Genomic DNA, 26,733 nt, shown 5'->3' with positions numbered 1-26,733 from the left:
AACGACCTTGCGTGTTAGGAAGATCCTGATCGCGGCTGTTTCCGTATTGGTCGCGGCGACCACGCTGTCGACGGCGGGAGCACAGGCGATTCCGAGTAGCGAACAGCAGCGAGACCGTGCGGCCGGCCGGTTCGACAGGCCGCGCGAAGGCTTCGCGCCCGCGTCCACCGTCCTGCGTGACGGCGCGCCCTCCGAAGTCGGCCTCGACCCGGAGCCGATCAAGGCGGCCGAGCGGTTCATCGAGAGCTGGACGAAGCCGGACGTCACCGGGCATCCGCACTTCTCCGGGGCGGTCGGCCTGCTCGCGCACGAGGGCGTGGTCGTCGAGCGCCAGGCTGTCGGTGGCGCGGTCCGCTACGCCGACTCGAATGGCACAGAACTGCCACCGGAGCAGCAGGTGCCGATGCGCGCGGACACCATCTTCGACATGGCCTCGATCTCGAAGCTGTTCACCTCCATCGCGGTGATGCAGCTGGCCGAGGCGGGCAAGCTGGACATCTCGGCGCCGGTGGTGCGGTATCTGCCCGAGTTCGGGGTGAACGGCAAGGAGGCCGTGACCGTCCAGCAGCTGCTCACCCACGTCTCGGGCTTCGCCGCGACACCGCTCCCGTCGCTGTGGGAGGGCTACCCGGACATCCCGTCACGCCGGAAGGCCGTTCTCGACAGTCCGCTGAAGAACCCGCCTGGCAGCACCTACCTCTACTCCGACATCAACCTGCTGACGCTCGGGTTCCTGGTCGAGAAGGTGGCCGGGGCGCCGCTGGACAAGGTGGTCCAGGACCGCATCGCCGCGCCGCTGGGCCTGGTGGACACCGGGTACAACCCGCCGGCGTCGAAACTCGCCAGGGTCGCAGCGACTGAATACGCGGCGAAGCCGCCTCGGGGGCTCGTACGCGGCGAGGTCCACGACGAGAACGCCTGGTCGTTGGGCGGCGTCGCCGGGCATGCGGGCGTGTTCTCCACGGCCGCCGACATGGCGGTGCTGGCGCAGACGATCCTCAACGGCGGCGCGTACCGCGGTCACCGGATCCTGCGTGAGGAGACCGTGCGGGCGATGCTGACGAACTACAACCACAAGTTCCCCGACAACGCGCACGGGCTCGGCTTCGAACTCGACCAGCCCTGGTACATGGGCGCGCTGTCGGCGCCCTCGACGGCAGGCCACACCGGGTTCACCGGGACCTCGCTGGTGATCGATCCGCTGTCGCGGTCGTTCGCGATCCTGCTCACCAACCGTGTGCACCCGACGCGGAACTGGGGCTCGATCAACCTCGCCAGGGAGACTTGGGCGAGCTCGCTCGCGAAGGCGATGGCCGTCCGCCCGGTGCGCGGTCGCGACGCGTGGTTCAGCGGCGCCGGGGACGTCTCCACGGCCACGCTCACGACTCCGCCGTTACGGACGCGCGGCGGGCCGCTGAAGGTCTCTTTCGACACCTTCGTGGACACCGAAGGACCCTCCGATTCGCTCTTCCTGGAAATAAGTACCGACGGTGGAGCCACCTGGAAATCGATTACTCTGCGTGCAAGCGGGCCAGGCGCCCCCACAGGTGACCAACCCGGCCTCGGCGGACATGGACATCGGGCTTGGTGGCGAGCCGCCGCCGAGGTGTCGCAAAGCTCACAAATCACCCTCCGCTGGCGTTACACGACCGACGCCCGTTACACCGGACGCGGAATTTCTTTGGATGGTGTGAAAGTCACTGAACGCGGCCGCATACTGCTGGACAGTGAGCATAATCCCCCTACTTTCGTCGCTACCGGATGGAAGTTGAGCACTCGGTAACCGGGCGGCTCCATTGCGCTGACCAAACCGCCCCGTTGACCGGGACATGGCCCCTTGCGTCGCGACACTAAGTTGCCAAGTCGTTAGCTCGACCTCGTTAACGGCCTCGACCTGGTTAGCGACTTTCTGGTCAACGATTAATCGCAAATCGAATCCGCAGACACGGATAGGTTGCGATCTTCCCGAAGGGTGTGGGTAGCCTTGTCGCAGATGCCAACGGTTAGTAACTTTCCCACGGTGGGCGATACCGAATCCGTAATCGCGGCCGCACCGTCCGAGGCCGTGCCGGCGCAGCCGACACGGGACGCTGACGCGAGCCCGCTTGTCCGGATTCGCTCCCTCCTGCCCGGGCTCGCCCGGGCCGAGCAGCGCGTCGCGAAGGTCGTCCTCGACGACCCCGCGCAGGTCGCGCGGCGCAGCATCACCGAGGTCGCGCTCGCGGCCAACACCAGCGAAACCACCGTCACGCGGTTCTGCAAGGCGGTCGGCGTCGGCGGATACCCGCAGCTCAGGATCGCTCTGGCGGCCGACACCGCCCGGTCCGAGGCGCGGTCGACCCGCAACCTCGGTGGCGAGATCGGGCCGGAGGACGACCTGGCCGCGGTCATCGGCAAGGTCAGCTTCGCGGACGCCCGCGCCGTGGAGGAGACCGCCGACCAGCTCGACGTCCCGTCGCTACAGCGCGTGATCGACATCGTGGCGGGCGCGGGTCGCGTGGACGTCTACGGCGTGGGCGCGAGCGCGTTCGTCGCGGCGGACCTGCAGCAGAAGCTGCACCGCATCGGGCGGGTCAGCTTCGCCTGGTCGGACACGCACATCATGCTCACCTCGGCCGCCGTGCTGAGCCCCGGGGACGTCGCGATCGGCATCTCCCACACGGGCGCGACCACGGACACCGTCGAGGCGCTGCGCGTGGCCCGCGAGCACGGCGCGATCACCGTCGCCGTGACGAACTTCCCGCGTTCGCCGATCACCGAGGTCGCCGACCACGTGCTGACCACGGCCGCGCGGGAGACGACGTTCCGCTCGGGTGCGACCGCCAGTCGCATCGCGCAGCTGACCGTCATCGACTGCCTGTTCATCGGTGTCGCGCAGCGGCACATGGACGCGTCGGTCAACGCGCTCGACGCGACCAGGGACGCGGTTGGCTCGCACCGTCTGGGCGTCCGGCCCGACGGCAGGCGGCGGCCGCGGGAAACCGGCAAATGAGCGAAAAAGTGAGGCGCATGATGACCGTCCCACGCCAGGTGGTGCACGTCGACTCGCCAACCGAACAGCGCAATCCACGGACGACCGACATCGACCTGATGTCGACCATGGGCATCCTCGGCGCGATCAACGCCGAGGACCGCCGGGTCCCCGAAGCCGTCGCCGCGGTGCTGCCGCAGGTGGCGCGGGCGGTCGACTTCGCCGTGGAGGCGCTGCGGTCGGGCCACCGCGTGCACTACTTCGGGGCCGGCACCTCCGGCAGGCTGGCGACGTTGGACGCGGCGGAACTCGTGCCGACGTTCAACGTGCCCTCCGATTGGTTCATCGCGCATCACGCGGGCGGCGCGCGCGCTCTGCGCCAAGCCGTCGAAGACGCCGAGGACAACGCGAAGGCCGGAGCCGCCGAGGTGGCCGAGTCCGTCGCGCCCGGCGACTTCGTGCTCGGGCTGACGGCTTCCGGCCGGACGCCCTATGTCCTCGGCGCGCTGGCCGCGGCCAGCCGTCGCGGTGCCCGTACCGCTTTGGTTTCGGGCAATCCGGCAGCGGTGACGCCGCCGGGTGTCGATGTCCTCATCGCGGTGGACACCGGCCCCGAGGCGATCGCCGGGTCGACACGGATGAAGGCGGGCACGGCGCAGAAGATCATCCTCACCGCGTTTTCCACCGCGACGATGATCAAGCTCGGCCGCACGTATTCGAACCTGATGGTCAGCATGCGGGCGACCAACGCGAAGCTGCGCGGGCGGACCATCCGGATCCTGCGCGAGGCGACCGGGATGAGCATGGCGGACTGCTCCGACGCGCTCACCGAGGCCGACGGCGACCTCAAGGTCGCGCTGGTCCATCTGCTGTCCGGCGAGGACGTCGCGAGCGCGGCGAAGGCGCTGACGGCCAGCGATGGCCACGTACGGAAGGCTCTCGACTCCCTGCGGGTGCGCGCGAGCTGATCATCACCGATTGCCCATCACCCGCTCATCTGCCCAGGCTCTCGGGGATTCGCGACCGAGAGGCCGGGTGGTCATGAGCACCGGCGGACAGACCCGTTCATCCCGACGCCTCGCCCTCACGCGACGCGAACGGGTGTCCGTCGCCGGGATGGCCGGATTCATCCTGCTGCTCAACGTCGTCGGCTGGGGGGTCCTGACACTTTTCGTGGCGCCGCGCCAGTACGAGCTCGGCGCCACGGGCGTGTTCGGGGTCGGCCTCGGCGTCACGGCCTTCGTGCTCGGGATGCGGCACGCGTTCGACGCGGACCACATCGCCGCGATCGACAACACCACCCGCAAGCTGATGGCCGACGGGCAACGGCCGCTTTCGGTCGGTTTCTGGTTCTCCCTTGGCCATTCGACGATCGTCTTCGTCCTGTGCCTGCTGTTGTCGCTCGGCGTGCGCGCGCTCGCCGGCGCCGTCGAGGACGACTCCTCGGCACTGCACGAGGCGACCGGGCTGATCGGGACGTCCGTTTCCGCGGTGTTCCTGTACCTCATCGGGATCATGAACCTGGTGGTGCTGGTCGGCATCGTGAAGGTCTTCCGGCGCATGCGGCGGGGCGAGTTCGACGAAGCGGCGCTGGAGCGGCAGCTCGACAACCGCGGCTTCATGAACCGTTTGCTCCGCGGCGCCACCAAAGCGGTGCGCAAGCCTTGGCACATCTACCCGATCGGTGTGCTGTTCGGTCTCGGTTTCGACACCGCGACCGAGATCAGCCTGCTGGTGCTCGCCGGCGGCGCGGCCGCGTTCTCGCTGCCTTGGTACGCGATTTTGGTGCTGCCGATCCTGTTCGCCGCGGGGATGACACTGTTCGACACCGCCGACGGCTGCTTCATGAACTACGCGTACGGCTGGGCCTTCGCGAAGCCGGTGCGGAAGATCTACTACAACCTCACCGTGACCGCGCTTTCCGTCGCGGTCGCCTTGCTCATCGGGACGATCGAGGTCATCTCGATCATCACCGAACGGTTCGGCATCACGACCGGACCGCTCGCGGCGATCGGAGCGCTGAGCCTGGACTACGTGGGCTACGCGGTCGTAGCGCTCTTCGTGCTTACGTGGCTCTTCGCGCTCCTCGTGTGGCGGTTCGCGCGTATCGAGGAGCGTTGGTCTGCCCGCCTCCCACCGGGGAGCCCCTGACCTGCGGAAAGGGAGCAAGGGACCTTTGCTATCGCTTCTCCCAACGTCGAGACAAGTGGTAGCAAAGGTCCCTTGCTCCCACTTTCGATCAGGCGGGCTCGGGCACCCGCGTGCGCGAAGGCACCGAAAGCGCGAAGCCCAGCAGAGCGACGAACGCGGCAACGGGACCGACCCACCAGACACCCGCCGACGACAGGACGACGCCACCCAGCGCGGCACCGATCGCACCACCGCCGTAGATCGCGGAACCGTTGAGCCCCAAGGCGACCGTCGGCGCGTCAGGCGCCAGCGAGAACAGCCGATGCTGCTGCGGCACCATCAACATTCCGCCGAACACCCCCGAAGCCAGCGCGAGGATCAGCGCGCCGGGCAGGCTCAGCACGGCGACGTCCAGCAGCGCCAGCGTCACGACCGTCCCGACGAGCGAGATCGATCGGACGCGCGCGGAGCCGAGTGAGTCGGTGGCCCGGCCCGCGAAGGCGTTGCCCGCGATCTGCCCGATCCCGAAACCGACGAGCAGCCACGAGATCATCGCGCCCGCCGCCACCGGAGCCACCAGCACCGGCAGGTACACGAAGGCCGCGAAGCCCGCAGCGGTGCCGAGAACACTTACGCCGAGCACGCGCGCGATCGGCGGCCGCACGACGACGGCGAGCCTGTCCCGCAGGGTCACCGTCGGCATCCGGACGCCGGGCAGCAGCGGTACGAGCAGCGTCACGACCACCGCCACCGCGCCGATCCCCCACATCACCGCGCGCCAGCCGAACCAGTTCCCGGCAACCACCCCGATCGGCACGCCGAGCACGATCGACACGCTCATCCCGTTGGAGACGGTGGCCAGAGCGCGGCCGCGGCGCTCGTCCGACGCCAGGGCGCCGGCGAGGACGTAGGCGTTGGACTGGAAAGCGGCGGCGCCGAGGGCGGCCAGCACGCGTGCGACGGCCACCACGGCGAAGGACTCGCCGAGCGCCTGACCGGCCATGCCGATCGTGAACAGCACCATCCCCGCACCGAGCACCCACCGCCGGTCCAGCCGTCCGGTAAAAGCCGCGATGAGCGGCGAAGAAATCGCGTAGGTCACCGCGAAGACCGTGGTCAGCTGGCCCGCGACGGCCTCGGAGACGTTCAGGTCGGCGGCGATGATGGGCAGCAGTCCGTTCAGGACGAACCCGTCGGTGCCCACGGTGAACGTCCCGACGGCGAGAACCAGCAGAGCCCCCAGAGCGAGCCGATCATTTGATGATCGTCGAATCGTCATACGAGGTATAGTGGCCGGACTATTCGATGACTGTCAAATAGTTTGGAGCGACGTGAGCAGCACGCTGCCGCAGCCGGCGGTCGACGAGATCGAGATCGTGCCGGTGCTCCAGGCGCTCGCGGATCCTGTGCGCCTGGAGCTGATCCGCGCCCTGCGAAGCAACCCTTCGCCGCGAAGCTGCGCCATCACCGAGTACGACGTCGAGATCAGCGCGCCGACGCTTTCCCATCACTGGAAGGTCTTGCGCGAGGCCGGCCTCACGACGACGTTCGTCGAGGGCCGGACCCGCTGGGTCGAGCTACGGACCGAAGACGTCCACGCGCGCTTCCCCGGCCTACTGGACGCCGTCCTCGCCTAGCCGCCACTTCGCCGCGAGTTCCGCCGCGGCGCACACACCGACGTCGAGCAGATACGGTCCCGCCTGCCCGCAACCGGATCCCGGCGCGATCGGCTGACCGTGCCCCATCCCGGTGACGGCGTGCGTGTCGACGGCCGCGCCGACGTCGTTCCACTGCTCGGAAAGCTCACGCATGTTCATCGGGGCCACCGTGTAGTCCGCGGTCCCGTGCCAGACGCTGACCGGCGAACGCGGCCCCGTGCCCGCGGCCCGCACCTTGTCGCCCCATTGCTTCGGGGTCAGATTCTTGCCTGGATTCATGCAGGAGTACGCGTCGATCATCGAAGTCGCGCAGCCATAAGGAAGCCCCGCGACGACACCCCCGCCCGCGAACAGTTCCGGATACGCCGTCAACATCACCGAGGTCATCGCGCCACCCGCCGACAGACCGGTCACGTACGTCCGGCTTCCGGCCGAGAACCGCGCCATCTGCGCGATCGATTCGGCTTCCCCGTGGCCACGTTCGATGTCGCCCGCCTGGAACCAGTTGAAGCACTTGCTGAAGTTGTTCGCCGAAACCTGTTGCGGCAGAACGAGTTTGAACCGCAGCTTGTCCGCGAGCCCGACCCAGCCGGAGCCGCGCGCGTAGCCGGCGGCGTCCTGCGTGCAGCCGTGCAGCACGACCACCGCCGGACGTCCGGACGGCAATCCGTCAGGAACGTATTCGAACATCCGCAACGCACCGGGATTGCTCCCGAACCCGGTCACCGGACGGATCGTCGCCGCCTGTGCCGGAGCCGGAAAGAGGAGGACCAATGCCGAAACCACCGCGCCGATGAGGAGTTTTCGCATCACCCGAGGCTAAAACCGCCACCCGCGCGGTTTCCACGTGGCAGACCACCACAGCGGCGGCACGTTTTGTGTGGTCGCGCCGGGTACCGTCGCACGAAGCCCCCGCTTACCGTCGTCCGATGCGGCTCATTCTGGTCCTCGCGATGATGCTGGCCCTGGTCTCGCCCGCCGAAGCGGCGGCGAGCGGATGCGCGAACGTACGGGTTCCCGGGGCCGCGAAACAACGTCTGTCCTGTTTGGACGGTCTGACCACCACCGGCACCCTGGCCACCGGCCACACGGTCCAGGCCGACTGGGCCGGGCTGACCTCGGCAGGCATTCCCGCGCCCAAGGGCGTTCCCGGCGTCCAGATCGACGGCTATTTCCCGGACTCCTCGACTGCCAACACGACACACGGCTGGAACCACGACTCGCAGTTCGTACTGCGGTTGCCCGATCGATGGAACGGCGGCCTCGTGGTCTCGGGGTCACCCGGTGTGCGACGTCAGTACGCGAACGATCGCGCGATCGGCGACCAGGTCCTCGCCGCCGGTTACGCGTTCGCCGCGACCGACAAGGGCAACACCGGCGCCGATTTCCACACCGACGGACGTCGCCCGGGTGACGCGATCGCCGAGTGGAATTCGCGGGTCACGCAGCTGACCATCGCCGCGAAGGCCGCCGTCGCGCACCGCTACGGGAGCCTGCCGAGCCGCACGCTCGCGGCAGGGATGTCGAACGGCGGTTACCTCGTCCGCTGGCAGCTCGAGAACCGGCCGTGGCTCTACGACGGCGGTATCGACCGGGAGGGCACGCTTTGGCACGAAGACGGCCCGAACCTGTTCACCTTCCTGCCGCCCGCGATCAAGGCCTATCCCGCCTACGTCGCGGGCTCCGCGCGAGCCCACCGGCAGATTCTCGACGCCGGTTTCGCGCCGGGTTCGGAATTCCTCTGGCAATACCACAACGACGTCTACTGGGTGCTGACGCAGCGCATCTACCAGGCCGAATTCGATCCGGCTTTCGCCGGGACCGATTACGACTACGCCACTCGCCCGCCGTCGGTGCACCGCGCGGTCGAACGGATCTCGCTGACCGGCCGGATCGGCAAACCGCTGATCACCCTGCACGGCACCCTCGACACCCTGCTGCCGATCACCCGCGATTCCGACGTCTACCGGCAGATGGTCGACGGGCAGGGCCGCGCCGGCCTGCATCGCTACTACCGGATCGTCGACGGCAACCACGTCGACGGCCTGTACGACGCGTTCCCGGACAAGCTGCGGCCCATCGGCCCGTGTTTCCGGACGGCGTTCACCGCGCTCGAAGGCTGGCTCGACGGCGTCCGCCCGCCCGCTTCGGCGACGATCCCACGCGCGAGCGGTGACCTCGCGACCACTTGCGCACTAAGCTGATCGGATGGAATTCCAGGACGTCGTACGACGCCGTCGCATGGTCCGGAAGTTCACCGACGAGCCCGTCGCCGAGGAGAGCCTGCGGCGCATCCTGCGCAACGCGCTGAAAGGCCCTTCGGCCGGTTTTTCACAGGGACAAGGATTTCTCGTCCTCACCGGCGAAGAACTCGCGAAATTCTGGGAGTTCGGGGCGAGCTGGGCACCGGAAACCGTGACCGCGGCACCCGTCGCGATCGTGCCGCTCTCGGTCAAGAACGCGTACCTCGACCGCTATGCCAAGCCGGACAAGGGTGTCGCCGATCGCGACGACTCGTGGTGGCGTGTGCCGTACTGGGACGTCGACACCGGGATGGCGACGCTGCTGATCCTCCAGACGGCCGTCGACGAGGATCTCGGCGCGGTGTTCTTCGGGCTCGCGCCGGAAAGCGTGGAGCGGCTCCACAGCGAGTTCGGCGTACCGGAGGATCACGACCCGATCGGCGTGGTGGCGCTCGGACACGGTGACGAGCCGGGGCCTTCGCCCGGTTCTTCGGCGACCAAGATCGCTCGTCGCGACTTCGACGACGTCATCCGTTTCGGTCACTGGTGAGGCGGTGCAGCCTGAGCGCGAGCTGGATTTCCAGCGCGCGCTCGGGCGCCTGCCACTGCTCGCCCAGCAGTGACGCGATGCGGTCCAGCCGTTGCACGACCGTGTTGACGTGCACGTGGAGCAGGTCCTTCGCCCGCGTCAAGTTGCCGCCGCAGGCGAAATACGCGCGGAGAGTGCCGATCAGATCCGTGCCGCGGCGTTCGTCGTAGTCGAGCACCGGGCCGATCGTGGCGGTCACGTACGCGCCGAGGTCGGCGTGCTCGCCGAGGAGCAGCCCGACGAACCCGAGATCGGCCATGCTCGCGCCTTCCCCCGCCCGCCCGAGAGCCAGCAGCGACGCGACGCACCGTGCGGCTTCGGCGTGCGCCACGGCCAGCTCCCGCGGGGAGGCCGCCGGACCCGCCGCGCCCACCGTCACCGGGGAATCCATTGTGGACGACAGTTCGGCGGCGACGGACCTCGCCAGCGCCCCGGGATCCGCGCCGCGGACCAGAAGGACGACCTCGTCGGCGTGGACACCGACGAGGTCCGCGTGCCGCACGGCCGCCGTGGCCAGCCGTCGCCGGGAGACGTCGTCGGAATGCGCGATCAGCACCGCGTGCGATGCCGATAAATCGACCCCCAGGCGTCGGCCTCGGGCCAGCAGCGCGGCGGGATTGCGGCCGGGCGCGGTGAGCAGGTCCGACAACAGCTCCCCGCGCACTTCGTCCTCGGCGCGCGCGACGGAACGCCGTTGCATCAGCAGCACCGCGGTGACCACGCCCGCCCGCTCGAACAGCCGCCGGTCGGCCTCGCCGAGCGACCGCCCGCCGCCGAGTACCAGGCTGCCGAGGAACTCCTGCCCCGCCTGGACCGCGCACAGCCAACCATCCTCAGTGGACACCGCACGCCCGCTCGTCCTGGACGCGGAAACCGCGGCACGCGAAAGACTCAGCTCACCACCGGTCCTGGCCAGGACAACTCCATCGGCGTCATAGACGGCGATGGCGCCGCCGAGCACGTCCGCGACCGCGGCGGCGACCTCGGCCAGATCGCCGCCTCGCAGCACGAGATCCATCAGCCGGTCGTGCGCGTCCTCGGCACGGCGCATCGCGTCGTTGTGCGCGCTGATCGTCGCGTTGGCGTCGTTCAGCTCGGCGACCGCGCGGCGCGTCTCGTCGAGCAGATGCGCGTTGTCCAGCGCGATCGCCGCGTGGTCGGCCAGCGACGACAGCAGCGCGACCTCTTCCGCGCTGAACTCCCGCGTCGTCCGGTCCGAGGCGAACAGCACCCCGATGACGTTGCTGCCGATCGCCAGCGGCACCCCGAGGATCGCGGTCAGCCCCTCGTCGAGCACCCCGGTGTCGATCGACGAAGTGTGGTGGAACCGCTCGTCGTCGAAGTAGTCCGCCGTCGCGTACGGCCGCGCGGTCTGCGCGACCAGTCCGCCGAGACCTTCGCCCATGCCCAGCACGATGTCCTGGAACAGCGCGGAAACCGACCCGTCGGTGACCCGGACGTAGGTGTTGCCTTCGGCCTCGTTCTTGAGACTGAGGTACGAGACGTCCACGCCGAGCAACGCCCGCGCCCGCCGCACGATCGACCGGAGGACGGCGTCCGGATCGTCCAGCCGGGCGAGGTCGCTGGCCGTGTCGAACAAGGCGGCCAGCTCCGCCTCGCGCCGGCGGTGCTCGGCGACGGTGTCCCGGATCCGCAGCGCCAGCTCGGTGGCCTTCGGATCGACGGGGACGTGCGCCAGCTGCTCGCTGCCCGCCCCGGAGGCGAGCAGTTCGAGCAGCCGGCGCAAAGCCCTCGCCGTCTCCGCACCGTCCACAACGGTCATGCTGACACGTGACCGCGCTCCGTGAGAACTTCGGAGTGCAGCGACTCGCCCTTGGTCTCGCGGGCGGCGAGCAGGGCGATCACCGTCAGCGCGCACATCGCGACCACGTAGAGCGAGACCGGGACCGTGCTGCCGAACTCCTTGAACAGCGCGACCGCGATGAGCGGCGCCACCGCCCCCGCCGCGATCGACGACAGCTGCCCGCCGACCGAAAGGCCGGTGTAGCGGACCCGCGTCGGGAACTGCTCGGAGAAGAACGCTGCCTGCGGGCCGTACATCGCGCCGTGCAGCACCAGTCCGACGGTCGCCGCGAGAATGATGACACCGGGATTCTTCGTGTCGAGCATCGCGAAGAACACGAAACTCCACACCGCCATGCCGATCGCGCCGAACAGGTAGACCGGGCGGCGGCCGACGCGGTCGGAAAGCATGCCCCACAAGGGAATGGTCACGAAATGTACGGCCGAACCGATCAGCACCGCGTTGAGTCCCGCCGATTTCGGCAGGCTCAGCCCGGTGGTGACGTAGACGAGAATGAACGCGGTGATCACGTAGTACGAAACATTCTCCGCCATTCGCGAACCGATCGTGATCAGTACCGCGCGCCAGCTGTCGCGGAACACCTCGACGACCGGGGCATGCGTGGCCGTGTTGTTCTTCCGCGCCGCGAGGAACACCGGCGATTCGCTGACCGCGAGCCGGATCCACAGCCCGATCACCACGAGGACACCGGAAAGCAGGAACGGGATCCGCCAGCCCCAGCCGAGGAACGCCTCATCGGTCTGCGTCGCGGCGAGGATCGCCAGGACCGCTGTCGCGAGCAGGTTCCCGCCTGGAGCACCGCATTGCGGCCAGGACGCCCAGAACCCGCGGCGTTTGTCGTCGCCGTGTTCGGAGACGATCAGCACCGCGCCGCCCCATTCGCCGCCGAGCGCGAAACCCTGCACGAGCCGCAGCAGCGTCAGCAGGATCGGTGCCAGGACACCGACTCCCGCGTATGTCGGGAGGATGCCCATCGCGCAGGTCGAACCGCCCATCAGCAGCAGGCTCAGCACCAAGAGCTTCTTGCGGCCGACGCGGTCCCCGAAGTGCCCGAACACCAGCCCACCGATCGGCCGCGCGAGGAAGCCGACCGCGTAGGTCAGGAACGCGAGCAGCGTGCCGGTGAGCGGATCGTTGGAGGGAAAGAACAATTTGCCGAACACCAGCGCCGCGGCGGAGGTGTAGAGGAAGAAGTCGTACCACTCGATCGTCGTGCCGATCAGGCTGGCGCTGACGACCTTCGCGATCGAGCCACGGTTCTGCGTGGTCACCGGAGACGTCCTTTCTTGGGGGTTCACGCGGCGGTCCAGCCGCCGTCGAGGGGAATCGAGGTACCGGTGACATGGGCGGCGTGATCGCCGGACAGCCAGAGCACGCACGCGGCGACGTCGGCGGGTTCGATGAGCCGCTTGATCGCCGAACGGCGCAGCAGGACCTGTTCGATGACGGCGTCGCGTTCGAGCCCGTGTTCTTCGGCCTGCGCCTGGAGCTGGCCGGTGACCAGCGGCGTCCGGACGTAGCCGGGGTTGACGCAGTTGCTGGTCACACCGTGTTCCGCGCCTTCGAGCGCGGTGACCTTGGAGAGTCCTTCGAGCGCGTGCTTCGCGGTGACGTACGCGGATTTGAACGGGCTCGCGCGGAGGCCGTGGACGCTGGACATGTTGACCACGCGCCCCCAGCCGCGTTCGTACATGCTCGGCAGCGCGCGGCGGATGAGCAGGAACGGCGCGGTGACCATGAGCGCCTGGACGCGGGTGAACGTTTCCGGCGGGAACTCGTGGATCGGCGCGATGTGCTGGAAACCGGCGTTGTTGACGAGGATGTCGATCTCGGCCGGGAGGGTCTCGACGGCCTGTGCGTCGGTGAGGTCGACGACGTGCGCGATGCCGTTGACGTCGGCCGCCGCCTTCTCGACGGCGTCGTCGATGTCGACGAGGTGGACCTTGGCCCCGGCCCCGGCGAGCGCTTCGGCGCAGGCCAGGCCGATTCCGCTCGCCGCGCCCGTGACCAGCGCGGACTTACCGGCCAGATCGCTGTGATACGCACCACTCATGTCGGACGACGTTAGGTCGCGCCAGGCGCTTAGGCCATGTGGTTACGCGCTACACCTGCGCAAGATCCCATGTGCGGTTGCCATACCCCGCAATTCGGCACCTGATTGCGAGTGGTTGCGCGCGCAAGCATCGCAACCAGGTGCCGAATTGCGGGGCGTCAGCCTGCCGCGTCCGAGATGGACTTCGCCTCGCGAGCACCGGCCTCGAAGGCCTCGCACGAGAAGAGCAGCCAAGCCCGGACGCCGTCCGGAGTTCCAGCGCTGAAGGCCGAAGCGGCTTCGAGGTACTTCGGCACCCGCCGGAAGTACGCGACCTCCGGCACCGTCAGCGCCTTCGGGTCCAACCCGGTCGCCACCGCCGAAAGCCGCGCCGCCGCCCTCGCGACGACACCGTCCGCGGAGCAGAAAGGCTTCAACGCCAACAGTTCCCCGTGCACGACAGCGGTCAGCACCGGTCCCGGCACCGATGTCGCGCCGGTGACCAGTTGCGCCAGCATCTCCAGCCGAGGCCCGACGTCACCGGACGACCGCGGCCGCCCCAGCGCGTCGAGATCCGTCACCAGGTCCGAAGCGGCGAGAACGTGCAAGCGCGCCAACGCCTGCAGCGGCGCACGCCGCCATGTCGGGAGCAGGCCCTCCAGCGCTTCCGCGACCCGCAGCGCGCCCGCCAGCACCGGATCGGTCACCTCACCGGACTCCGGCAGTTCCGGCGCGGCGCCTTCGATCGCCGCCGACGCCCGCGCCGACCGCACGGACGCTTCGGCGGCCGTGGCCGCGCCTCCACGCAGGTTGGCGGGCAGCCGGTGGACGGCGAACACCGCGTCCTGCGCCGATTTCGCGGCCGCCGCGACCCCTTCGAGGTCCAGCAGCGGCTTCAGCGGATCCGTCACGCGTCCAGCACCTGGCCCGCGCGCCGCACCACGGGCGCCTGCACCGACCACGGGAAGTTGATCCACCGGTCCGTGTGCTTCCAGACGTACTCGCATTTGACCTCGGAGCGCGGCTTCTCGTAGACGACCGCGCAGCGCACCTCGGCGACGTGATCGGCGCAGAAGTCGCGGACCAGCTTCAAGGTCGCGCCGGTGTCCGCGACGTCGTCGGCGACGAGCACCTTCTTCTTCGTCAGGTCGACGACGTTCGGCACCGGCGGCAGCATGACCGGCAGGTCGAGACGCTGATCGACGCCGGTGTAGAACTCGACGTTCATCACGTGCAGGTTCTTCACGTCCAGCGCGTAGCCGAGCGCGCCGGCGACGAACAGCCCGCCACGCGCGATCGACAGGATCAGGTCCGGCTCGAAGCCGTCGTCGGCGACGGCCTGTGCCAGATCCCTGCTGGCCGTCCCGAACAACTCCCAGGTGAGCTCTTCCCGCTCCTCGGCCATGCCGCCTCGCCTTCGTCGATCGTTCCCGCGAGCATAGGCAACGCCGCAGTGGCCTTCTCGAATGCTTCGAAACTGGATATCCGGTAAGGCCATTGCCGTCCGTAGCGTCGAGGTCGTGAACGACTGGAACACCCACGCCACCCTGACCGGCGAACGCGTCCGCCTCGAACCGCTCACCCGCGACCATGCGAAGGGCCTGTTCGAAGCCGGCTCCGACCCGGCGATCTGGACCTGGCTCAGCCTCCGGCAACCGCGGGATCTCGCCGCGGCCGAAGCCATGGTCGACGACATCCTCGCCGACACCGATCGCCGCGCCTGGGCGCAGATCGACGCACGCACCGGCGAGGTCGCGGGCACGACGTCGTTCTACGCGATGAACGCGCGCCACAAGATCATTTCCGTCGGCTACACCTGGATCGGTTCCGAATGGCAGCGGACCGGGCTCAACCGCGAGTCGAAACTCCTGTTGCTGCGCCACGCTTTCGACGACCTCGGCGCGAACCGCGTCGCGTGGGAGACCGACATCCGCAACCTCAAGTCGCAGAAGGCGATCGAACGTCTCGGCGCGCAACGGGAAGGGGTACTGCGCGCACATCGCGTGCGGCCCGACGGAACCATCCGCGACACCGTCGTCTACTCCCTCACCGGACCAGAATGGCCGGCGGTCCGTACCGCTTTGTCCTCAAGTGTGTGAATGCCGCGCGCAACCACGATGCAACCTTTTACTTCGCGTCGTAACGTCGATAGCGTGCCAACGGGCGTGAAGACACGCGAATCACAGGAGGCATCGCACCATGACCGAGCAGTCGCCGGCGCTGGACAATTTGCTCACGGAGAGCAGGACCTTCCCCCCGAGTGAGGCTTTCAGCGCGCAAGCGAATGCCACCGCCGACTTCTACGCCGAAGCCGACGCAGACCGGGAAGCGTTCTGGGCCAAGCAGGCCGAGCGCCTGCACTGGGAAACGAAGTGGTCGCAGGTACTGGACTGGACCAATGCGCCGGTCGCGAAGTGGTTCGTGGGCGGGAAGCTGAACGTCGCGTACAACTGCGTCGACCGCCACGTCGCCGACGGGCACGGCGATCAGGTCGCCATCCACTGGGTCGGCGAGCCCGGCGACAGCCGTGACATCACCTACGCGCAGTTGAAGGACGAGGTCTCCCGGGCGGCGAACGCCCTCGAGTCCCTCGGTCTCGTCGCGGGCGACCGTGTCGCCATCCAGATGCCGATGGTGCCCGAAGCGATCGTCGCGATGCTCGCGTGCGCCCGCGTCGGCGTCCTGCACAGTGTCGTCTTCGGTGGTTTTTCCCCGACAGCGCTGCGTTCCCGTGTGGACGACCAGGCCGCACGGATCGTCATCACCACCGACGGCCAGTACCGCCGCGGCAAGGCCGCCCCGATGAAGGCCAATGTCGACGAAGCGCTCGAAGGCGCCGAATCGGTCGAGAAGGTCATCGTCGTCCGCCGTACCGGCGAAGAGGTGCCGATCACCGAAGGCCGTGACATCTGGTGGCACGAACTGGTCGACGGCCAGTCCGCGGACCACACACCGCAGGCGTTCGACTCCGAGCACCCGCTCTTCATCCTCTACACCTCCGGCACCACCGGGAAGCCGAAGGGCATCCTGCACACCTCCGGCGGATACCTGACCCAGGCCGCGTACACGCACCACAACGTCTTCGATCACAAGGCGGGTGAAGACGTCTACTGGTGCACCGCCGACATCGGCTGGATCACCGGGCACACGTACATCGTGTACGGGCCGCTGGCGAACCGGACGACGCAGGTCGTCTACGAAGGCACGCCGAACACCCCGCACGAAGGCCGGCACTGGGAGATCGTCCAGCAGCACAAGGTCTCCATCTACTACACCGCGCCCACGTTGATCCGCACGTTCATGAAGTGGGGCAACGAGATCCCGGCGAAGTACGACCTCTCCTCGCTGCGCGTGCTTGGCAGCGTCGGCGAGCCGATCAACCCCGAGGCGTGGATCTGGTACCGCGAGAACGTCGGCGCGAACTCGGCGCCGATCGTCGACACGTGGTGGCAGACCGAGACCGGCGCGATCATGATCTCGCCGCTGCCGGGTGTCACCTCCACGAAGCCGGGCTCGGCGCAGAAGGCGCTGCCGGGCATCTCGGCGAAGGTCGTCGACGACCAGGGCGTCGAGGTCGGCAAGGGCGGCGGCGGGTACCTGGTGCTCGACAAGCCGTGGCCGGGCATGCTGCGCGGCATCTGGGGCGACGAGCAGCGTTTCCGTGAGACCTACTGGTCCCGCTTCGCCGACCAGGGCTTCTACTTCGCCGGCGACGGCGCGAAGTACGACGCCGACGGCGACGTCTGGCTGCTGGGCCGGGTCGACGACGTGATGAACGTGTCCGGGCACCGCATCTCGACCACCGAGGTCGAGTCCGCGCTGGTCTCGCATCCGACGGTCGCCGAAGCCGCCGTCGTCGGCGCGACCGACCCGACCACCGGGCAGGGCATCGTCGCGTTCGTCATCCTGCGCGGCAACGCCGTGGACGGCGGCGAAGAGGCCGTGCAGGAACTGCGCAACCACGTCGCCAAGGAGATCGGGCCGATCGCGAAGCCGCGGCAGATCCTGGTCGTGCAGGAACTGCCGAAGACGCGATCCGGCAAGATCATGCGCCGCCTGCTCCGCGACGTCGCCGAGAACCGCCAGGTCGGTGACGTGACCACGCTGGCCGACTCGTCGGTGATGGACCTGATCTCTTCGGGCCTGAAGTCCGGCAAGTCCGAGGAGTAACCCCTCCCGCCTGACATGAAGGAGTCTTTCATCGCAGATTTTGCGATGAAAGACTCCTTCATGTCGTCCGGCACGCCTACCACACCCCGGTTCGCCTCACTCGAACGCCTGTTCTATGATGTGCCGGGTACCACCCCATACCCGGGCAAGGAGACGACACCGACGATGACCGTGGATGCCTTGACACGCACTGACGCCGTGTCCGAAGAAGCGGCTACCGAAGCGCCCGTCGACTCGACGCCGCAGGCGGAGACGGCCGAAGCCCCGGCCGAGGCCAAGACCGAGACTCCGGAAACCCCGGAGACCCCTGCCGAAGAGGCAGCGGAGGAGTCCCCCAAGCCCAAGCGTGGCCGTCCGAAGGTCGCCACGACTGCGAAGAAGACCCGCACCGTCGAGCTGACCCTCACGGTCACCGGCACCGCCGACGGCGAGTGGCAGGCCGAGCTCAAGAACGGCACCAAGTGGGTCGCGAAGGGCCTGGAGATCCCGGCCGCCGCCGTGTCCCGCGCCGCCAAGGAACTGCACGCGGACCTGTCGGGCCCGATCGACGAGGTCATCAACGCCGCCCGCGAGCTGCAGGCCGCGAAGGTGGCCCAGCTCGAAGCGGAGCTGGAGAAGGCGAAGCTGGCGCTGGCCGAGCTGGACGCCTGAGACTTTCCTCCCGACCGGGGCGGACGCTGGAACCTTCAGTGTCCGCCCCGGTTTCTTTTCACCCGCCGATCGGCGGCCGCGCGGGCAGCGGCGTCTTGAACTCGACCCACTGACTGTCCACAATGGCCTCGACACTGTGCGGGACACCGCGGGGATGGACGATCGTGCCGCCCGCCTCCAGCGACACTTCCCGGCCGTCGAGTGTGCCGCGCAGCGAACCCGAAATCAGGTACACGATGCTGTCGTGATCGTGGCCGTGCACGGGAGAAGCGACGCCCGCCGGATAGAAGATCTCGTACGCCAGTCCGCCTTCCGCCGTGGCGAGCGTCCTGAACCGGCCCTGCCCGCCGATCAGCGGCAGACCCTCCACTGTGGACATCGCCGTCCAGGTCATCGCACGGGCTCCATGGCCGCCGCCTCCTCGCGGTCCGGGTCGCGGGCGAGCACGACACCGATGATGGTCACCACCGCGGTCGCGAGCAGGTAGACGCCGATCGCGACCCAGGTGCCGTAGCCGGCGAGCAACGCCGTCAGCAGCAACGGCGCGGGCGCCCCGCCGATGACACCGGCGAGGGTGTACGCCAGCGAGCTGCCGGTGTAGCGCAGGCGCGGCGAGAACTGCTCGGTGACGAGCGCGGCCTGCGGCCCGTAGAGCGCGGCGTGGATGACGAGCGCGAGCACGATGCCGGTCACCAGCATGACGAACGAACCGCCGCTGACCATCGGGAAGAACACGAACGGCCAGATCCCGGCGGCGATGGTCGCGACCAGGTACATCTTGCGCCGCGAGACGCGGTCCGAAAGCGCGCCGAACGCCGGCATCAGCACCAGCTGGAACGCCGAACCGATCATCACCGCGGCCAGCCCGGCGCCGCGCGAGAGGTCGGTGTGCGTGGTGACGTAGGTGAGGACGAAGACGGTGAACAGCGCGTACAGCACGTCCGGGCAGACGCGGATCAGCACGGCCGCGGCCAGCGCGCGGCGTTCGGTGCGGAAGACCTCGGAGATCGGCGCCGACGGACGTTCGCCGCGCTCCTGGATCTGCTTGAAGACCGGTGTCTCTTCCAGCTTGAGCCGGATCCACAGACCGAAACCGACCAGCGCGCCCGAAAGCAGGAACGCGATCCGCCAGCCCCAGCTGTTGAACTGGTCCTCGGTGAGCAGCGCGGCCAGGACGGCGAGGACACCGTTGGCGAGCAGGTTGCCCGCGGGCGGGCCGATCTGCGCGGCCGACGCCCAGAAACCGCGTTTGCCCGGATCGCCGAACTCACTCGACAACAGGACGGCGCCACCCCATTCGCCGCCGATGCCGACACCCTGCGCGAATCGCAGCGCCACGAGCAGCACCGCCGCGAAGCCGCCGATGGTCTCGTACGTGGGCAGGACACCGATGAGGAACGTCGCCACCCCGGTGAGCACGAGCGTCATGACCAGGATGCGCTTGCGGCCGAGCACGTCGCCGAGGCGGCCGAACAGGAACCCGCCGAGCGGCCGCGCCAGGTAGCCGACGGCGTACGTGGAGAACGCCGCCATCGTGCTCGCGAGCTGGTCTTCCGAGGGAAAGAAGAGGTGCCCGAAGATCGTCGCGGCCGCCACCGAGTAGGCCGCGAAGTCGTACCACTCGAGCGCTGTTCCCGAGAGGCTGGCCGCGAAGGCCTTGTGCAGCGAGCGCCGGTCACCGGCTGGTGAGGTCATGTCCACATCCCGTCCGTAGCTGGTCCGCAACCCCGCCGGGAGGGGTTGAATTGCGGATATACTCCTTGTATACAAGCTGTATGCGCAACCCCCAATCTCGGAGGACCGATGCCTGAGCTGCGTTTCACCCTTCCCGACGGCCAGGAGCGGCGGACCGAGGTCCGCACGCTGCTGAACGCCGGATACGCCGGTCGCAGCCAGGAGGACGTCGCCGCCCACGTGGCCGAACTGGCCGAACTCGGCGTCCCCGCGCCTTCGGTGATCCCGGCGCTCTATCCGGTCGCGCCGTACCTGGCGAGCCAGACCGACGAGGTCCCGGTGCAGCACGAGCGGACCTCCGGCGAGGCCGAATGGGCCATCGTCATCACCGGCCCCGCGCCGGAGGACGTCCTCCTGACCGCCGCCTGCGACCACACCGACCGCGCGCTCGAAGCGCACGGCGTCGCGTGGAGCAAGAACGCCGGTCCCGACGTCCTCGCCGCCAAGGCCTGGCGTCTCGTCGACGTCCAGGATCGGCTCGACGACCTCACGCTGTCCGCCTGGGCCGGCGAAACCCTGATCCAGCAAGGAAAACTCGCGGAGCTGCTGCCGCCGTCGTACTGGCTGGACGTACTGCGCGAGCGCGGCCTGCACGCTCCGGGCACCGTGCTGATCTCGGGGACGATCCCGATGGTGCACGGCGTCGACCAGTTCGCCGATTCCTGGCGCGTGGAACTGGGCGACCCGGCGACCGGCGAGACGATCGAACTCGCCTACACCGTGCGGCGGCTGCCCGAACCGATCGGCTGAAGCAGTTCGCCTCGTGAGTGGTAAAGGCGGTTAGAACCGTCTTTACCACTCACGAGGACTTAGGTTTGTGTTTCACTGAAACGGTGACCGAGACGGTATCGACCGGACATCCCCACGAACCGCACGCGGATCTGGGCGGCAAACTGAACTGGCTGCGCGCCGGGGTACTCGGCGCGAACGACGGGATCGTGTCGGTGGCGGGCATCGTGGTCGGCGTCGCGGGTGCGACCACCGACTCCACCGCGATCGCCACCGCGGGAATCGCGGGCCTCGTCGCAGGCGCGCTTTCGATGGCGGGCGGCGAATACGTCTCCGTGAGCACGCAGCGCGACACCGAACGCGCACAGTTGCGCCTGGAAAAGCGCGAACTGAAGGAGATGCCGGAAGCCGAAGAACGGGAACTCGCGGAAATCTACGAGGAGAAGGGCCTTTCCCCGGAACTCGCCGCACAGGTCGCCCGCGAACTGACCGAAAAGGACGCGCTGCAGGCGCACGCCGAGGCCGAACTTGGTATCGATCCGGACAATCTGACCAGTCCGTGGCAGGCGGCGTGGGCCTCACTGGTGGCGTTCACCGTCGGCGCGCTGCTGCCGCTGCTGTCGATCGTGTGGACGTCGACCTCGGCGCGGGTCTGGGCGTGCGCGTCGGCGGTCGTGGTCGGGCTGGCGCTGACCGGGTTCATCAGCGCGAAACTCGGTGATGCCCGCGTCGGCCGCGCGATCGCGCGGAACGTCGGTGTCGGCGCACTGACCATGCTGGTGACCTACTACGTCGGCGTGCTGTTCGGGACGAGCGTCGCGTAGGGCCGAAGGGGACTTTCCCCGCGTCTGACGCAGCGAAAGGGCCCTTCACCGCTGGAATCCAGGCCGGGCGCGCAGCGCCTCCGTTGAGGGCGGCGGCGGGGCATGGATGGAGCGGTGAAGGGCCCTTTCAGCACCTCCGGGGGTCACCCGTCGGCGCGGGAAGAAGAGCGTCTAGTGGACGCCCTTCATCAGCTTGCGGATCATCGGCGCCGCCACCAGGAGCGCCACACCGACCACGATGGCCGCACCGCCGACGATGCTGAAGTACGGCGCTTCGTCGTCCACCGTGTAGTACTCGGCGAGCTTCCCGGACATCGCCGTACCGAGCGAGATGGACAGGAAGTTCAGCGCCACCATCTGCGTCCGGAACGCCTCCGGCGCGAGTTTGGTCGACAGCGAGAGGCCGACAGGCGAAAGCATCAGTTCCGCCATGGTGAACACGAACAGGATGCCGGCCAGCGCGAGCAGCGGGCTGGCGTTCTTGCCGCTGCCGACCATCGGGAGGAACAGCAGGAACGCCACGCCCATGGTGACCGTGCCGAGCACGAACTTGATCGGCGACGACGGCTGCCGCGAGCCGAGTTTCGTCCAGATCGCGGCGATCACCGGCGCGAACAGGATGATGAACACCGGGTTGATCGAGTTGACCCACGCCACCGGCATCTCCCAGCCGAAGATCGTCCGGTTCAGGCGTTCGTCGGTGTAGGCCGCGACGACGGTGAACTGCTGCTGGTACAGCGAGAAGAACGCCGCGCTCGCGATGAACATGGGGATGAACGAGTACACCCGGCTGCGTTCGTCGGGGGTGATCTTCTTGCTGCCGATGATCACGACGAAGTAGATCACCGAGATGACCGCGACGGCCCAGACGACGACGTCGACCAGGTTCCCCGGGTTGATCACGCCGAAGACCACGAGCAGCACGATCGCCGCGACGCCCACCGCGGTGCCGCCGAAGACCATCGGGCGCCGCGAAGCGGGCAGCGGGTTGGGGATCTCGCTCGCCTTCTCGCCGAGGTTCTTGCGGCCGATCGTGTACTGGGTCAGGCCGAGCGCCATACCGAACGCGGCGAGCCCGAAGCCGACGTGGAAGCCGATCTCGCTCTGCGCGAGCCCGGTCAGCAGCGGCCCGACGAAGCCACCGATGTTCACGCCCATGTAGAAGATGGTGAAACCGCCGTCGCGGCGCTCGTCGCCTTCCGCGTACAGCGTCCCGACGATGGCCGTGGCGTTGGACTTCAGCCCGCCACTGCCGACGGCCACGCACACGAGACCGACGCCGATGCCCGCCAGTCCCGGAAGCACGGCGAGGCTGATGTGGCCGATCATGATCAGGATCGCGCTGTAGAACAGCGTCCGTTCGGAGCCGAGCACGCGGTCCGCGACCCAGGCCCCGATCACGGCCGACAGGTAGACCATGCCGCCGTACGCGCCGACGATGCCGAGCGCGGAGGCCTTCGGCAGCGCGAGGCCACCCTGACTGACTTCGTAGTAGAGGTAGATGGGGAGGATGCCGAGCATCCCGTAGTACGAGAAACGCTCCCACATCTCGACGCCGAAGAGGTTCGCCAGCCCTCGTGGGTGCCCGAAGAACCTCGTGTCTTGCTGGACCTCGGTAGAGGTACTCACCATGCCGTCCTTATCGAAGACATCGTTGTCGGTTTTCAGTTGACATGCTAGAAGCCCACCATGTGGACGGGACACCGACGTCCGGATGATCTTGTGGCAGCCGTCATGAACGCGAGATTTCCGCAGCTCCAGGCATTAAAATCGAGTCAAGGTGCGCCGGGAAGCCTGGTCGGCAACAGTATTCGTCGTCGCCGAAAACCGGAGGATGCCTTGTCCGGCCCCAATCGCCCCGCGAAAGCCGTCGTCGCGGATTTCGCCCGCTATCTCCGTACGGAAACCACCGGCGGGTTGATCCTGCTCGGTGCCACCGCGATCGCACTCCTGTGGGCGAATTCGCCCTTTGACGACATTTACCGCGCGATCCGCGATTTCCGGCTCGGCCCCGAATTCCTCCACCTGAATCTGACGATCGGCGACTGGGCGAAGGACGGCCTGCTCGCGTTGTTCTTCTTCGTCGCGGGACTCGAACTCAAACGCGAACTCGTGGTCGGTGAACTCTCCCGGTTCAAGCAGGCGATCCTGCCGGTGGCCGCCGCGATCGGCGGCATGATCGTCCCGGCACTGGTCGCGCTTTCCGTCGGCTGGGGAACGCCGGGCATCGAACGCGCCTGGGCCATCCCCGTCGCCACGGACATCGCGTTCGCTCTGGGCGTCCTCGCCCTGACCGCGTCGAACCTGCCGAGCAGCGCCAGGGTCTTCCTGCTCTCGCTCGCGGTGGTCGACGACCTCGGCGCGATCCTCGTCATCGCGATCCTGTTCACCGCGAAGTTCGACCTCGTCGCCGCGGGCGTCGCCGTCGTCGCTCTCGCGCTGTACGCCTACCTGCAGCACCGTCGCGTCCGCAGCGCTTGGATCTACGTGCCGCTGGCCTTGATCACCTGGGTGGCGGTGCACTCGGCCGGCATCCACGCCACCATCGCCGGCGTCGCGCTCGGCCTGCTCACCCGCGTCCGCGCCGACGAGGGAGAGGAGCACGCGCCCGCGATCCGTCTCGAACACCGGTTGCAGCCGTGGTCGGCCGCGGTCGCGGTGCCGTTGTTCGCGCTGTTCGCGGCCGGGATCAAGGTGGACGGCGAGTCGCTCGGCGCGGTGTTCACCACGGCGCTGCCGCTGGCCGTGCTGATCGGGCTGGTCGGCGGGAAACTGGTCGGGATCTTCGGCGCCGCCCTGCTCGCGGTGAAGTTCAAACTCGCGGAGAAACCCCGGGACATGGGCTGGCGGGACATCGGCGCGCTGTCGATGCTCGGCGGTGTCGGGTTCACCGTGAGCCTGCTGATCGCCGATCTCGCGCTCGACGGGGAAGCCGTCGAACTGGCGAAGGCCGCGGTGCTGATCGCTTCCGCCGTCGCCTCTCTGGCGGGTGCCGCCCTCCTGTTCCACCGCAACCGCGTGCACGCGCGGGAGGATTGAGTAAGCGACACTTGCCGGTCCGCCGCGCCCGGGATCGGGGCACGTGGCACGATGACCGGTGTGAGCAGCCCCAAGCACGAACGTACCGGCCCCGACGGCGTGGGGGCCGTGCCCTACCTCCCCCTGTCGAGCGATGACGACGTGGTAGCGAGCGAGCAGTCCCTCGGGAAACTCGTCGGCGATGCCACACAGCACGTCTCGACGCTGATCCGCGCCGAGGTCGAGCTGGCCAAATCCGAGGTCGTCGCGGAAGCGAAGAAGGGCCTCAAAGGCGCCATCTTCTTCCTGGTCGCGCTGGTCATCGGGCTGTACAGCTCGTTCTTCTTCTTTTTCTTCCTCGGCGAGCTGCTGTCGGAGTTCCTGCAGCGCTGGGCGGCGTTCCTGATCGTGTTCGGGCTGATGCTCGTCTCGACGGCGGTCGCGGGCTTCCTCGGCTACCGCAAGGTGAAGAAGATCAAGGCGCCGGAGCGCACGATCAACAGCTTCAAGGACACCGCCGCCGCGTTCAAACCGCGGCACAGCGCCGAAGACGACACGCCCGCGGACCGCGACTGACGGTCTTCGAGTCGGTGCAGGCGACACCGGACCCGTCGATCGTCCGGATCGACGGTCCGTGGACCCATCGTGACGTCTCCGCGAACGGCATCCGGCTGCATGTCGCCGAACTCGGCGAAGGGCCGATGGTCCTACTGCTGCACGGGTTCGCCGAGTTCTGGTGGACCTGGCACCACCAGCTGACCGCGCTCGCCGACGCCGGTTTCCGCGCGGTCGCGGTCGATCTGCGCGGCTACGGCGACTCCGACAAACCCCCACGCGGCTACGACGCCTGGACCCTCGCGGGCGACGTCGGCGGGCTGATCAAGTCGCTCGGCGCCCGCAAGGCCCATCTCGTCGGACATGCCTGGGGCGGCATGCTCGCGTGGACGGTCGGCGCGCTGCACCCGCGGCTGGTCTCGTCGGTCAGCGTGCTGGGCGGCGCGCATCCGCTGGCGTTGCGCCGGGCCGTCCGGCGGCCGGGACAGCTGCGCGCTTCTGGACATCTGTTCCGCTTCCAGGTGCCGATGGCGCCGGAAAAATGGCTGGTCAAGGATGACGCGATCGCCGTCGAGGAGTTGTTCCGCAGCTGGTCCGGTCCACAGTGGACGAACACTCCGGACTTCGCCGACACCGTGCGGGCGTTCCGCCAGGCGATGCTCGTGCCGGGAGTGCCGCACAGCGCGCTCGAGTACTACCGATGGGCGTTCCGTGCGCAGTTCCGCGGCGAAGGACGCCGGTTCAGCGAAGCGCTGCGAGGCCGCTTCGCTCCCCGTGTATTGCAACTGCACGGCGAGGAGGACCGGTGCGTCCTGCCCGACACCGCGGCGGCGTCGCGGCGCTGGGCGCCGGACGCACGTCTCGACCGCTGGCCCGGCATCGGGCACTTCCCGCATCTGGAGGCCCCGGAGCGCACGTCGGCCGCGCTGCTGGACTTCTTCCGTATCTTGGAAGCATGACCGAGCGCAAACCGACGGGCGTGTCGTTCGAGTCCTGGGTGGACAGGCAGGTCAGGGCCGCGGAGGCGAAGGGCGAGTTCGACGACCTCCCCGGCTCGGGGAAACCGCTGCCGAAGACCGACGGCAAGGACACGGCGCTCGCCTGGGTGGTGAACAAGGTCCGCGCCGAGGGACACGACGTTTCGGCGCTGCTGCCGCCGTCACTAGCGATCGCGAAGGAACTCGACGACCTGCCGGACACGCTGGCCCGCGTGCGCCGGGAGGCTCGGGTACGGGAGATCGTCGAGGACCTGAACGAACGGATCCGCGCCGAGCACCGGCGTCCGGCGGGCGGTCCGGTGCTGCGGGCACGGCCGCTGGACGTGGAGGAGACCGTCGCTTCGTGGCGTGAAGGCCGGTCGCGCTAGGGCGTGTTTCATAAGTCTGTTCGATGGGCTTCGTGATCCAGGTGGTCCCTGACGGTGCGGGCGGATCGGCCTCGTACCGGGTCGTACTCGGCCGCATCCGCCCGTGTCGTCAGGGACCACCTGGGCGCGAAGACCGCGAACTTGGCTTATGAAACACGCCCTAGTTGTACTGACCATGGAGGTTGGGTACGGGCGACACGTGATCGGATGATCTTGGTGTGAGGGAGGGCCTCCGGGT

At 68.3% G+C, this 26,733-nt stretch carries 26 protein-coding genes; 16 read left to right on the top strand and 10 right to left on the bottom strand.

Going from position 1 to position 26,733, the window contains the following annotated elements; translation table 11 throughout:
- The first annotated feature begins 7 nt into the window (after positions 1–7).
- The 4 genes from H074_RS02680 (at position 8) to nicT (ending at position 5,122) form a co-directional block, all read left to right on the top strand.
- The gene (locus H074_RS02680) at positions 8–1,783 is read left to right on the top strand and encodes a serine hydrolase domain-containing protein (protein WP_085940875.1); all 1,776 of its coding nucleotides are present in this window, start codon (positions 8–10) and stop codon (positions 1,781–1,783) included.
- 210 nt (positions 1,784–1,993) lie between these two features.
- Positions 1,994–2,992: a MurR/RpiR family transcriptional regulator gene (locus H074_RS02675; protein WP_370323676.1), complete on the top strand. Its 999-nt coding sequence runs from the start codon at positions 1,994–1,996 to the stop codon at positions 2,990–2,992.
- Between the two features lie 17 nt (positions 2,993–3,009).
- Positions 3,010–3,939: an N-acetylmuramic acid 6-phosphate etherase gene (locus H074_RS02670; RefSeq protein ID WP_007028475.1), complete on the top strand. Its 930-nt coding sequence runs from the start codon at positions 3,010–3,012 to the stop codon at positions 3,937–3,939.
- Positions 3,940–4,012: 73 nt separating this feature from the next.
- Positions 4,013–5,122 (top strand): Nickel transporter NicT, encoded by a 1,110-nt coding sequence (nicT, locus tag H074_RS02665; RefSeq protein ID WP_051071874.1) that lies wholly within the window; start codon positions 4,013–4,015, stop codon positions 5,120–5,122.
- A gap of 88 nt (positions 5,123–5,210) precedes the next feature.
- Here nicT and H074_RS02660 read toward each other — a convergent pair whose 3' ends face one another.
- Positions 5,211–6,380, bottom strand: coding sequence for an MFS transporter (locus H074_RS02660; protein WP_039921323.1), 1,170 nt, complete (start codon positions 6,378–6,380; stop codon positions 5,211–5,213).
- A gap of 52 nt (positions 6,381–6,432) precedes the next feature.
- Between H074_RS02660 and H074_RS02655 the strand changes: the two genes are divergently transcribed.
- Positions 6,433–6,738 carry an ArsR/SmtB family transcription factor gene (locus tag H074_RS02655; protein WP_007028472.1) on the top strand — a complete coding sequence of 102 codons (306 nt, stop codon included), beginning with the start codon at positions 6,433–6,435 and terminating at the stop codon, positions 6,736–6,738.
- Here H074_RS02655 and H074_RS02650 read toward each other — a convergent pair.
- Positions 6,715–7,569 (bottom strand): extracellular catalytic domain type 1 short-chain-length polyhydroxyalkanoate depolymerase, encoded by an 855-nt coding sequence (locus tag H074_RS02650; protein WP_007028471.1) that lies wholly within the window; start codon positions 7,567–7,569, stop codon positions 6,715–6,717. The two genes, H074_RS02655 and H074_RS02650, sit on opposite strands and share 24 nt — an antisense overlap.
- Positions 7,570–7,688: 119 nt before the next feature.
- Here H074_RS02650 and H074_RS02645 point away from each other — a divergent pair, with 119 nt between their 5' ends.
- Both H074_RS02645 and H074_RS02640 read left to right on the top strand, forming a co-directional pair.
- Positions 7,689–8,963 carry an alpha/beta hydrolase family protein gene (locus H074_RS02645; RefSeq protein ID WP_007028470.1) on the top strand — a complete coding sequence of 425 codons (1,275 nt, stop codon included), beginning with the start codon at positions 7,689–7,691 and terminating at the stop codon, positions 8,961–8,963.
- Positions 8,964–8,967: 4 nt separating this feature from the next.
- A complete protein-coding gene (locus H074_RS02640; RefSeq protein ID WP_039921318.1) occupies positions 8,968–9,552 on the top strand; it encodes a nitroreductase family protein in 585 nt (194 codons plus the stop codon).
- On the opposite strand, the gene H074_RS02635 is transcribed toward H074_RS02640, so the two are convergent.
- The 5 genes from H074_RS02635 to H074_RS02615 all read right to left on the bottom strand — a co-directional run bounded on the left by H074_RS02635 (position 9,530) and on the right by H074_RS02615 (position 14,853).
- Entirely contained in the window at positions 9,530–11,374 is a 1,845-nt protein-coding gene (locus H074_RS02635; RefSeq protein WP_039921315.1) for a helix-turn-helix domain-containing protein, read from the bottom strand. The two genes, H074_RS02640 and H074_RS02635, sit on opposite strands and share 23 nt — an antisense overlap.
- Complete coding sequence (locus H074_RS02630) at positions 11,371–12,687, bottom strand: MFS transporter (protein ID WP_007028467.1); 1,317 nt, start codon at positions 12,685–12,687, stop codon at positions 11,371–11,373. The genes H074_RS02635 and H074_RS02630 overlap by 4 nt, the downstream gene beginning before the upstream one ends.
- A 23-nt stretch (positions 12,688–12,710) precedes the next feature.
- Positions 12,711–13,469, bottom strand: a complete 759-nt coding sequence (locus H074_RS02625; RefSeq protein ID WP_007028466.1) for a 3-hydroxybutyrate dehydrogenase — start codon at positions 13,467–13,469, stop codon at positions 12,711–12,713.
- A 158-nt stretch (positions 13,470–13,627) separates the two neighbouring features.
- Entirely contained in the window at positions 13,628–14,359 is a 732-nt protein-coding gene (locus H074_RS02620; RefSeq protein ID WP_007028465.1) for a Fic family protein, read from the bottom strand.
- Entirely contained in the window at positions 14,356–14,853 is a 498-nt protein-coding gene (locus H074_RS02615) for a phosphoribosyltransferase (protein WP_007028464.1), read from the bottom strand. Before H074_RS02615 ends, H074_RS02620 begins: the two co-directional genes overlap by 4 nt.
- A gap of 115 nt (positions 14,854–14,968) precedes the next feature.
- Between H074_RS02615 and H074_RS02610 the strand changes: the two genes are divergently transcribed.
- The 3 genes from H074_RS02610 to H074_RS02600 all read left to right on the top strand — a co-directional run bounded on the left by H074_RS02610 (position 14,969) and on the right by H074_RS02600 (position 18,269).
- The gene (locus H074_RS02610; RefSeq protein WP_007028463.1) at positions 14,969–15,547 is read left to right on the top strand and encodes a GNAT family N-acetyltransferase; all 579 of its coding nucleotides are present in this window, start codon (positions 14,969–14,971) and stop codon (positions 15,545–15,547) included.
- Positions 15,548–15,647: 100 nt separating this feature from the next.
- Positions 15,648–17,618, top strand: a complete 1,971-nt coding sequence (gene acs / locus H074_RS02605) for an acetate--CoA ligase (RefSeq protein ID WP_007028462.1) — start codon at positions 15,648–15,650, stop codon at positions 17,616–17,618.
- 165 nt (positions 17,619–17,783) lie between these two features.
- Complete coding sequence (locus tag H074_RS02600; protein ID WP_039921358.1) at positions 17,784–18,269, top strand: DUF6319 family protein; 486 nt, start codon at positions 17,784–17,786, stop codon at positions 18,267–18,269.
- 58 nt (positions 18,270–18,327) lie between these two features.
- Here the strand turns inward: H074_RS02600 and H074_RS02595 are convergent, their stop codons facing one another.
- Together H074_RS02595 and H074_RS02590 are read right to left on the bottom strand one after the other, a co-directional pair.
- Positions 18,328–18,663: a cupin domain-containing protein gene (locus tag H074_RS02595; protein WP_007028460.1), complete on the bottom strand. Its 336-nt coding sequence runs from the start codon at positions 18,661–18,663 to the stop codon at positions 18,328–18,330.
- Positions 18,660–19,964, bottom strand: coding sequence for an MFS transporter (locus H074_RS02590; protein WP_007028459.1), 1,305 nt, complete (start codon positions 19,962–19,964; stop codon positions 18,660–18,662). Before H074_RS02590 ends, H074_RS02595 begins: the two co-directional genes overlap by 4 nt.
- Positions 19,965–20,072: 108 nt before the next feature.
- On the opposite strand from H074_RS02590, the gene H074_RS02585 reads away from it, so the two are divergent.
- Positions 20,073–20,753, top strand: coding sequence for a DUF2848 domain-containing protein (locus H074_RS02585; RefSeq protein ID WP_007028458.1), 681 nt, complete (start codon positions 20,073–20,075; stop codon positions 20,751–20,753).
- 83 nt (positions 20,754–20,836) lie between these two features.
- The gene (locus H074_RS02580; protein ID WP_039921313.1) at positions 20,837–21,556 is read left to right on the top strand and encodes a VIT1/CCC1 transporter family protein; all 720 of its coding nucleotides are present in this window, start codon (positions 20,837–20,839) and stop codon (positions 21,554–21,556) included.
- A gap of 171 nt (positions 21,557–21,727) precedes the next feature.
- Here the strand turns inward: H074_RS02580 and H074_RS02575 are convergent, their stop codons facing one another.
- On the bottom strand, positions 21,728–23,188 hold the full coding sequence (locus tag H074_RS02575) for a peptide MFS transporter (RefSeq protein WP_007028456.1): 1,461 nt from the start codon (positions 23,186–23,188) through the stop codon (positions 21,728–21,730).
- 207 nt (positions 23,189–23,395) lie between these two features.
- Between H074_RS02575 and nhaA the strand changes: the two genes are divergently transcribed.
- The 4 genes from nhaA to H074_RS02555 are packed head-to-tail and all read left to right on the top strand — an operon-like array spanning position 23,396 to position 26,495.
- Complete coding sequence (gene nhaA / locus H074_RS02570) at positions 23,396–24,595, top strand: Na+/H+ antiporter NhaA (RefSeq protein ID WP_007028455.1); 1,200 nt, start codon at positions 23,396–23,398, stop codon at positions 24,593–24,595.
- 51 nt (positions 24,596–24,646) lie between these two features.
- Positions 24,647–25,150: a phage holin family protein gene (locus H074_RS02565; protein WP_007028454.1), complete on the top strand. Its 504-nt coding sequence runs from the start codon at positions 24,647–24,649 to the stop codon at positions 25,148–25,150.
- Between the two features lie 14 nt (positions 25,151–25,164).
- Positions 25,165–26,088, top strand: a complete 924-nt coding sequence (locus tag H074_RS02560) for an alpha/beta fold hydrolase (RefSeq protein WP_007028453.1) — start codon at positions 25,165–25,167, stop codon at positions 26,086–26,088.
- On the top strand, positions 26,085–26,495 hold the full coding sequence (locus H074_RS02555) for a DnaJ family domain-containing protein (protein WP_007028452.1): 411 nt from the start codon (positions 26,085–26,087) through the stop codon (positions 26,493–26,495). The genes H074_RS02560 and H074_RS02555 overlap by 4 nt, the downstream gene beginning before the upstream one ends.
- Positions 26,496–26,733 lie beyond the last annotated feature (238 nt).

It is taken from the genome of Amycolatopsis decaplanina DSM 44594 (assembly GCF_000342005.1).
GTDB lineage: Bacteria > Actinomycetota > Actinomycetes > Mycobacteriales > Pseudonocardiaceae > Amycolatopsis > Amycolatopsis decaplanina.
Note: the sequence above shows the minus strand (reverse complement) of the source record. Positions and strands in the feature narration are given on the sequence as shown.

Coding starts and splice junctions, on each gene's coding strand:
- H074_RS02645 (WP_007028470.1), top strand. CDS start 7,689: ATGCGGCTCATTCTGGTCCTCGCGATGATGCTGGCCCTGGTCTCGCCC.
- H074_RS02625 (WP_007028466.1), bottom strand. CDS start 13,469: ATGAGTGGTGCGTATCACAGCGATCTGGCCGGTAAGTCCGCGCTGGTC.
- H074_RS02555 (WP_007028452.1), top strand. CDS start 26,085: ATGACCGAGCGCAAACCGACGGGCGTGTCGTTCGAGTCCTGGGTGGAC.
- H074_RS02650 (WP_007028471.1), bottom strand. CDS start 7,569: ATGCGAAAACTCCTCATCGGCGCGGTGGTTTCGGCATTGGTCCTCCTC.
- H074_RS02590 (WP_007028459.1), bottom strand. CDS start 19,964: ATGACCTCACCAGCCGGTGACCGGCGCTCGCTGCACAAGGCCTTCGCG.
- H074_RS02635 (WP_039921315.1), bottom strand. CDS start 11,374: ATGACCGTTGTGGACGGTGCGGAGACGGCGAGGGCTTTGCGCCGGCTG.
- H074_RS02585 (WP_007028458.1), top strand. CDS start 20,073: ATGCCTGAGCTGCGTTTCACCCTTCCCGACGGCCAGGAGCGGCGGACC.
- H074_RS02640 (WP_039921318.1), top strand. CDS start 8,968: ATGGAATTCCAGGACGTCGTACGACGCCGTCGCATGGTCCGGAAGTTC.
- acs (WP_007028462.1), top strand. CDS start 15,648: ATGACCGAGCAGTCGCCGGCGCTGGACAATTTGCTCACGGAGAGCAGG.
- H074_RS02595 (WP_007028460.1), bottom strand. CDS start 18,663: ATGACCTGGACGGCGATGTCCACAGTGGAGGGTCTGCCGCTGATCGGC.
- H074_RS02575 (WP_007028456.1), bottom strand. CDS start 23,188: ATGGTGAGTACCTCTACCGAGGTCCAGCAAGACACGAGGTTCTTCGGG.
- H074_RS02675 (WP_370323676.1), top strand. CDS start 1,994: ATGCCAACGGTTAGTAACTTTCCCACGGTGGGCGATACCGAATCCGTA.
- H074_RS02660 (WP_039921323.1), bottom strand. CDS start 6,380: ATGACGATTCGACGATCATCAAATGATCGGCTCGCTCTGGGGGCTCTG.
- H074_RS02565 (WP_007028454.1), top strand. CDS start 24,647: ATGACCGGTGTGAGCAGCCCCAAGCACGAACGTACCGGCCCCGACGGC.
- H074_RS02600 (WP_039921358.1), top strand. CDS start 17,784: ATGACCGTGGATGCCTTGACACGCACTGACGCCGTGTCCGAAGAAGCG.
- nicT (WP_051071874.1), top strand. CDS start 4,013: ATGAGCACCGGCGGACAGACCCGTTCATCCCGACGCCTCGCCCTCACG.
- H074_RS02615 (WP_007028464.1), bottom strand. CDS start 14,853: ATGGCCGAGGAGCGGGAAGAGCTCACCTGGGAGTTGTTCGGGACGGCC.
- H074_RS02670 (WP_007028475.1), top strand. CDS start 3,010: ATGATGACCGTCCCACGCCAGGTGGTGCACGTCGACTCGCCAACCGAA.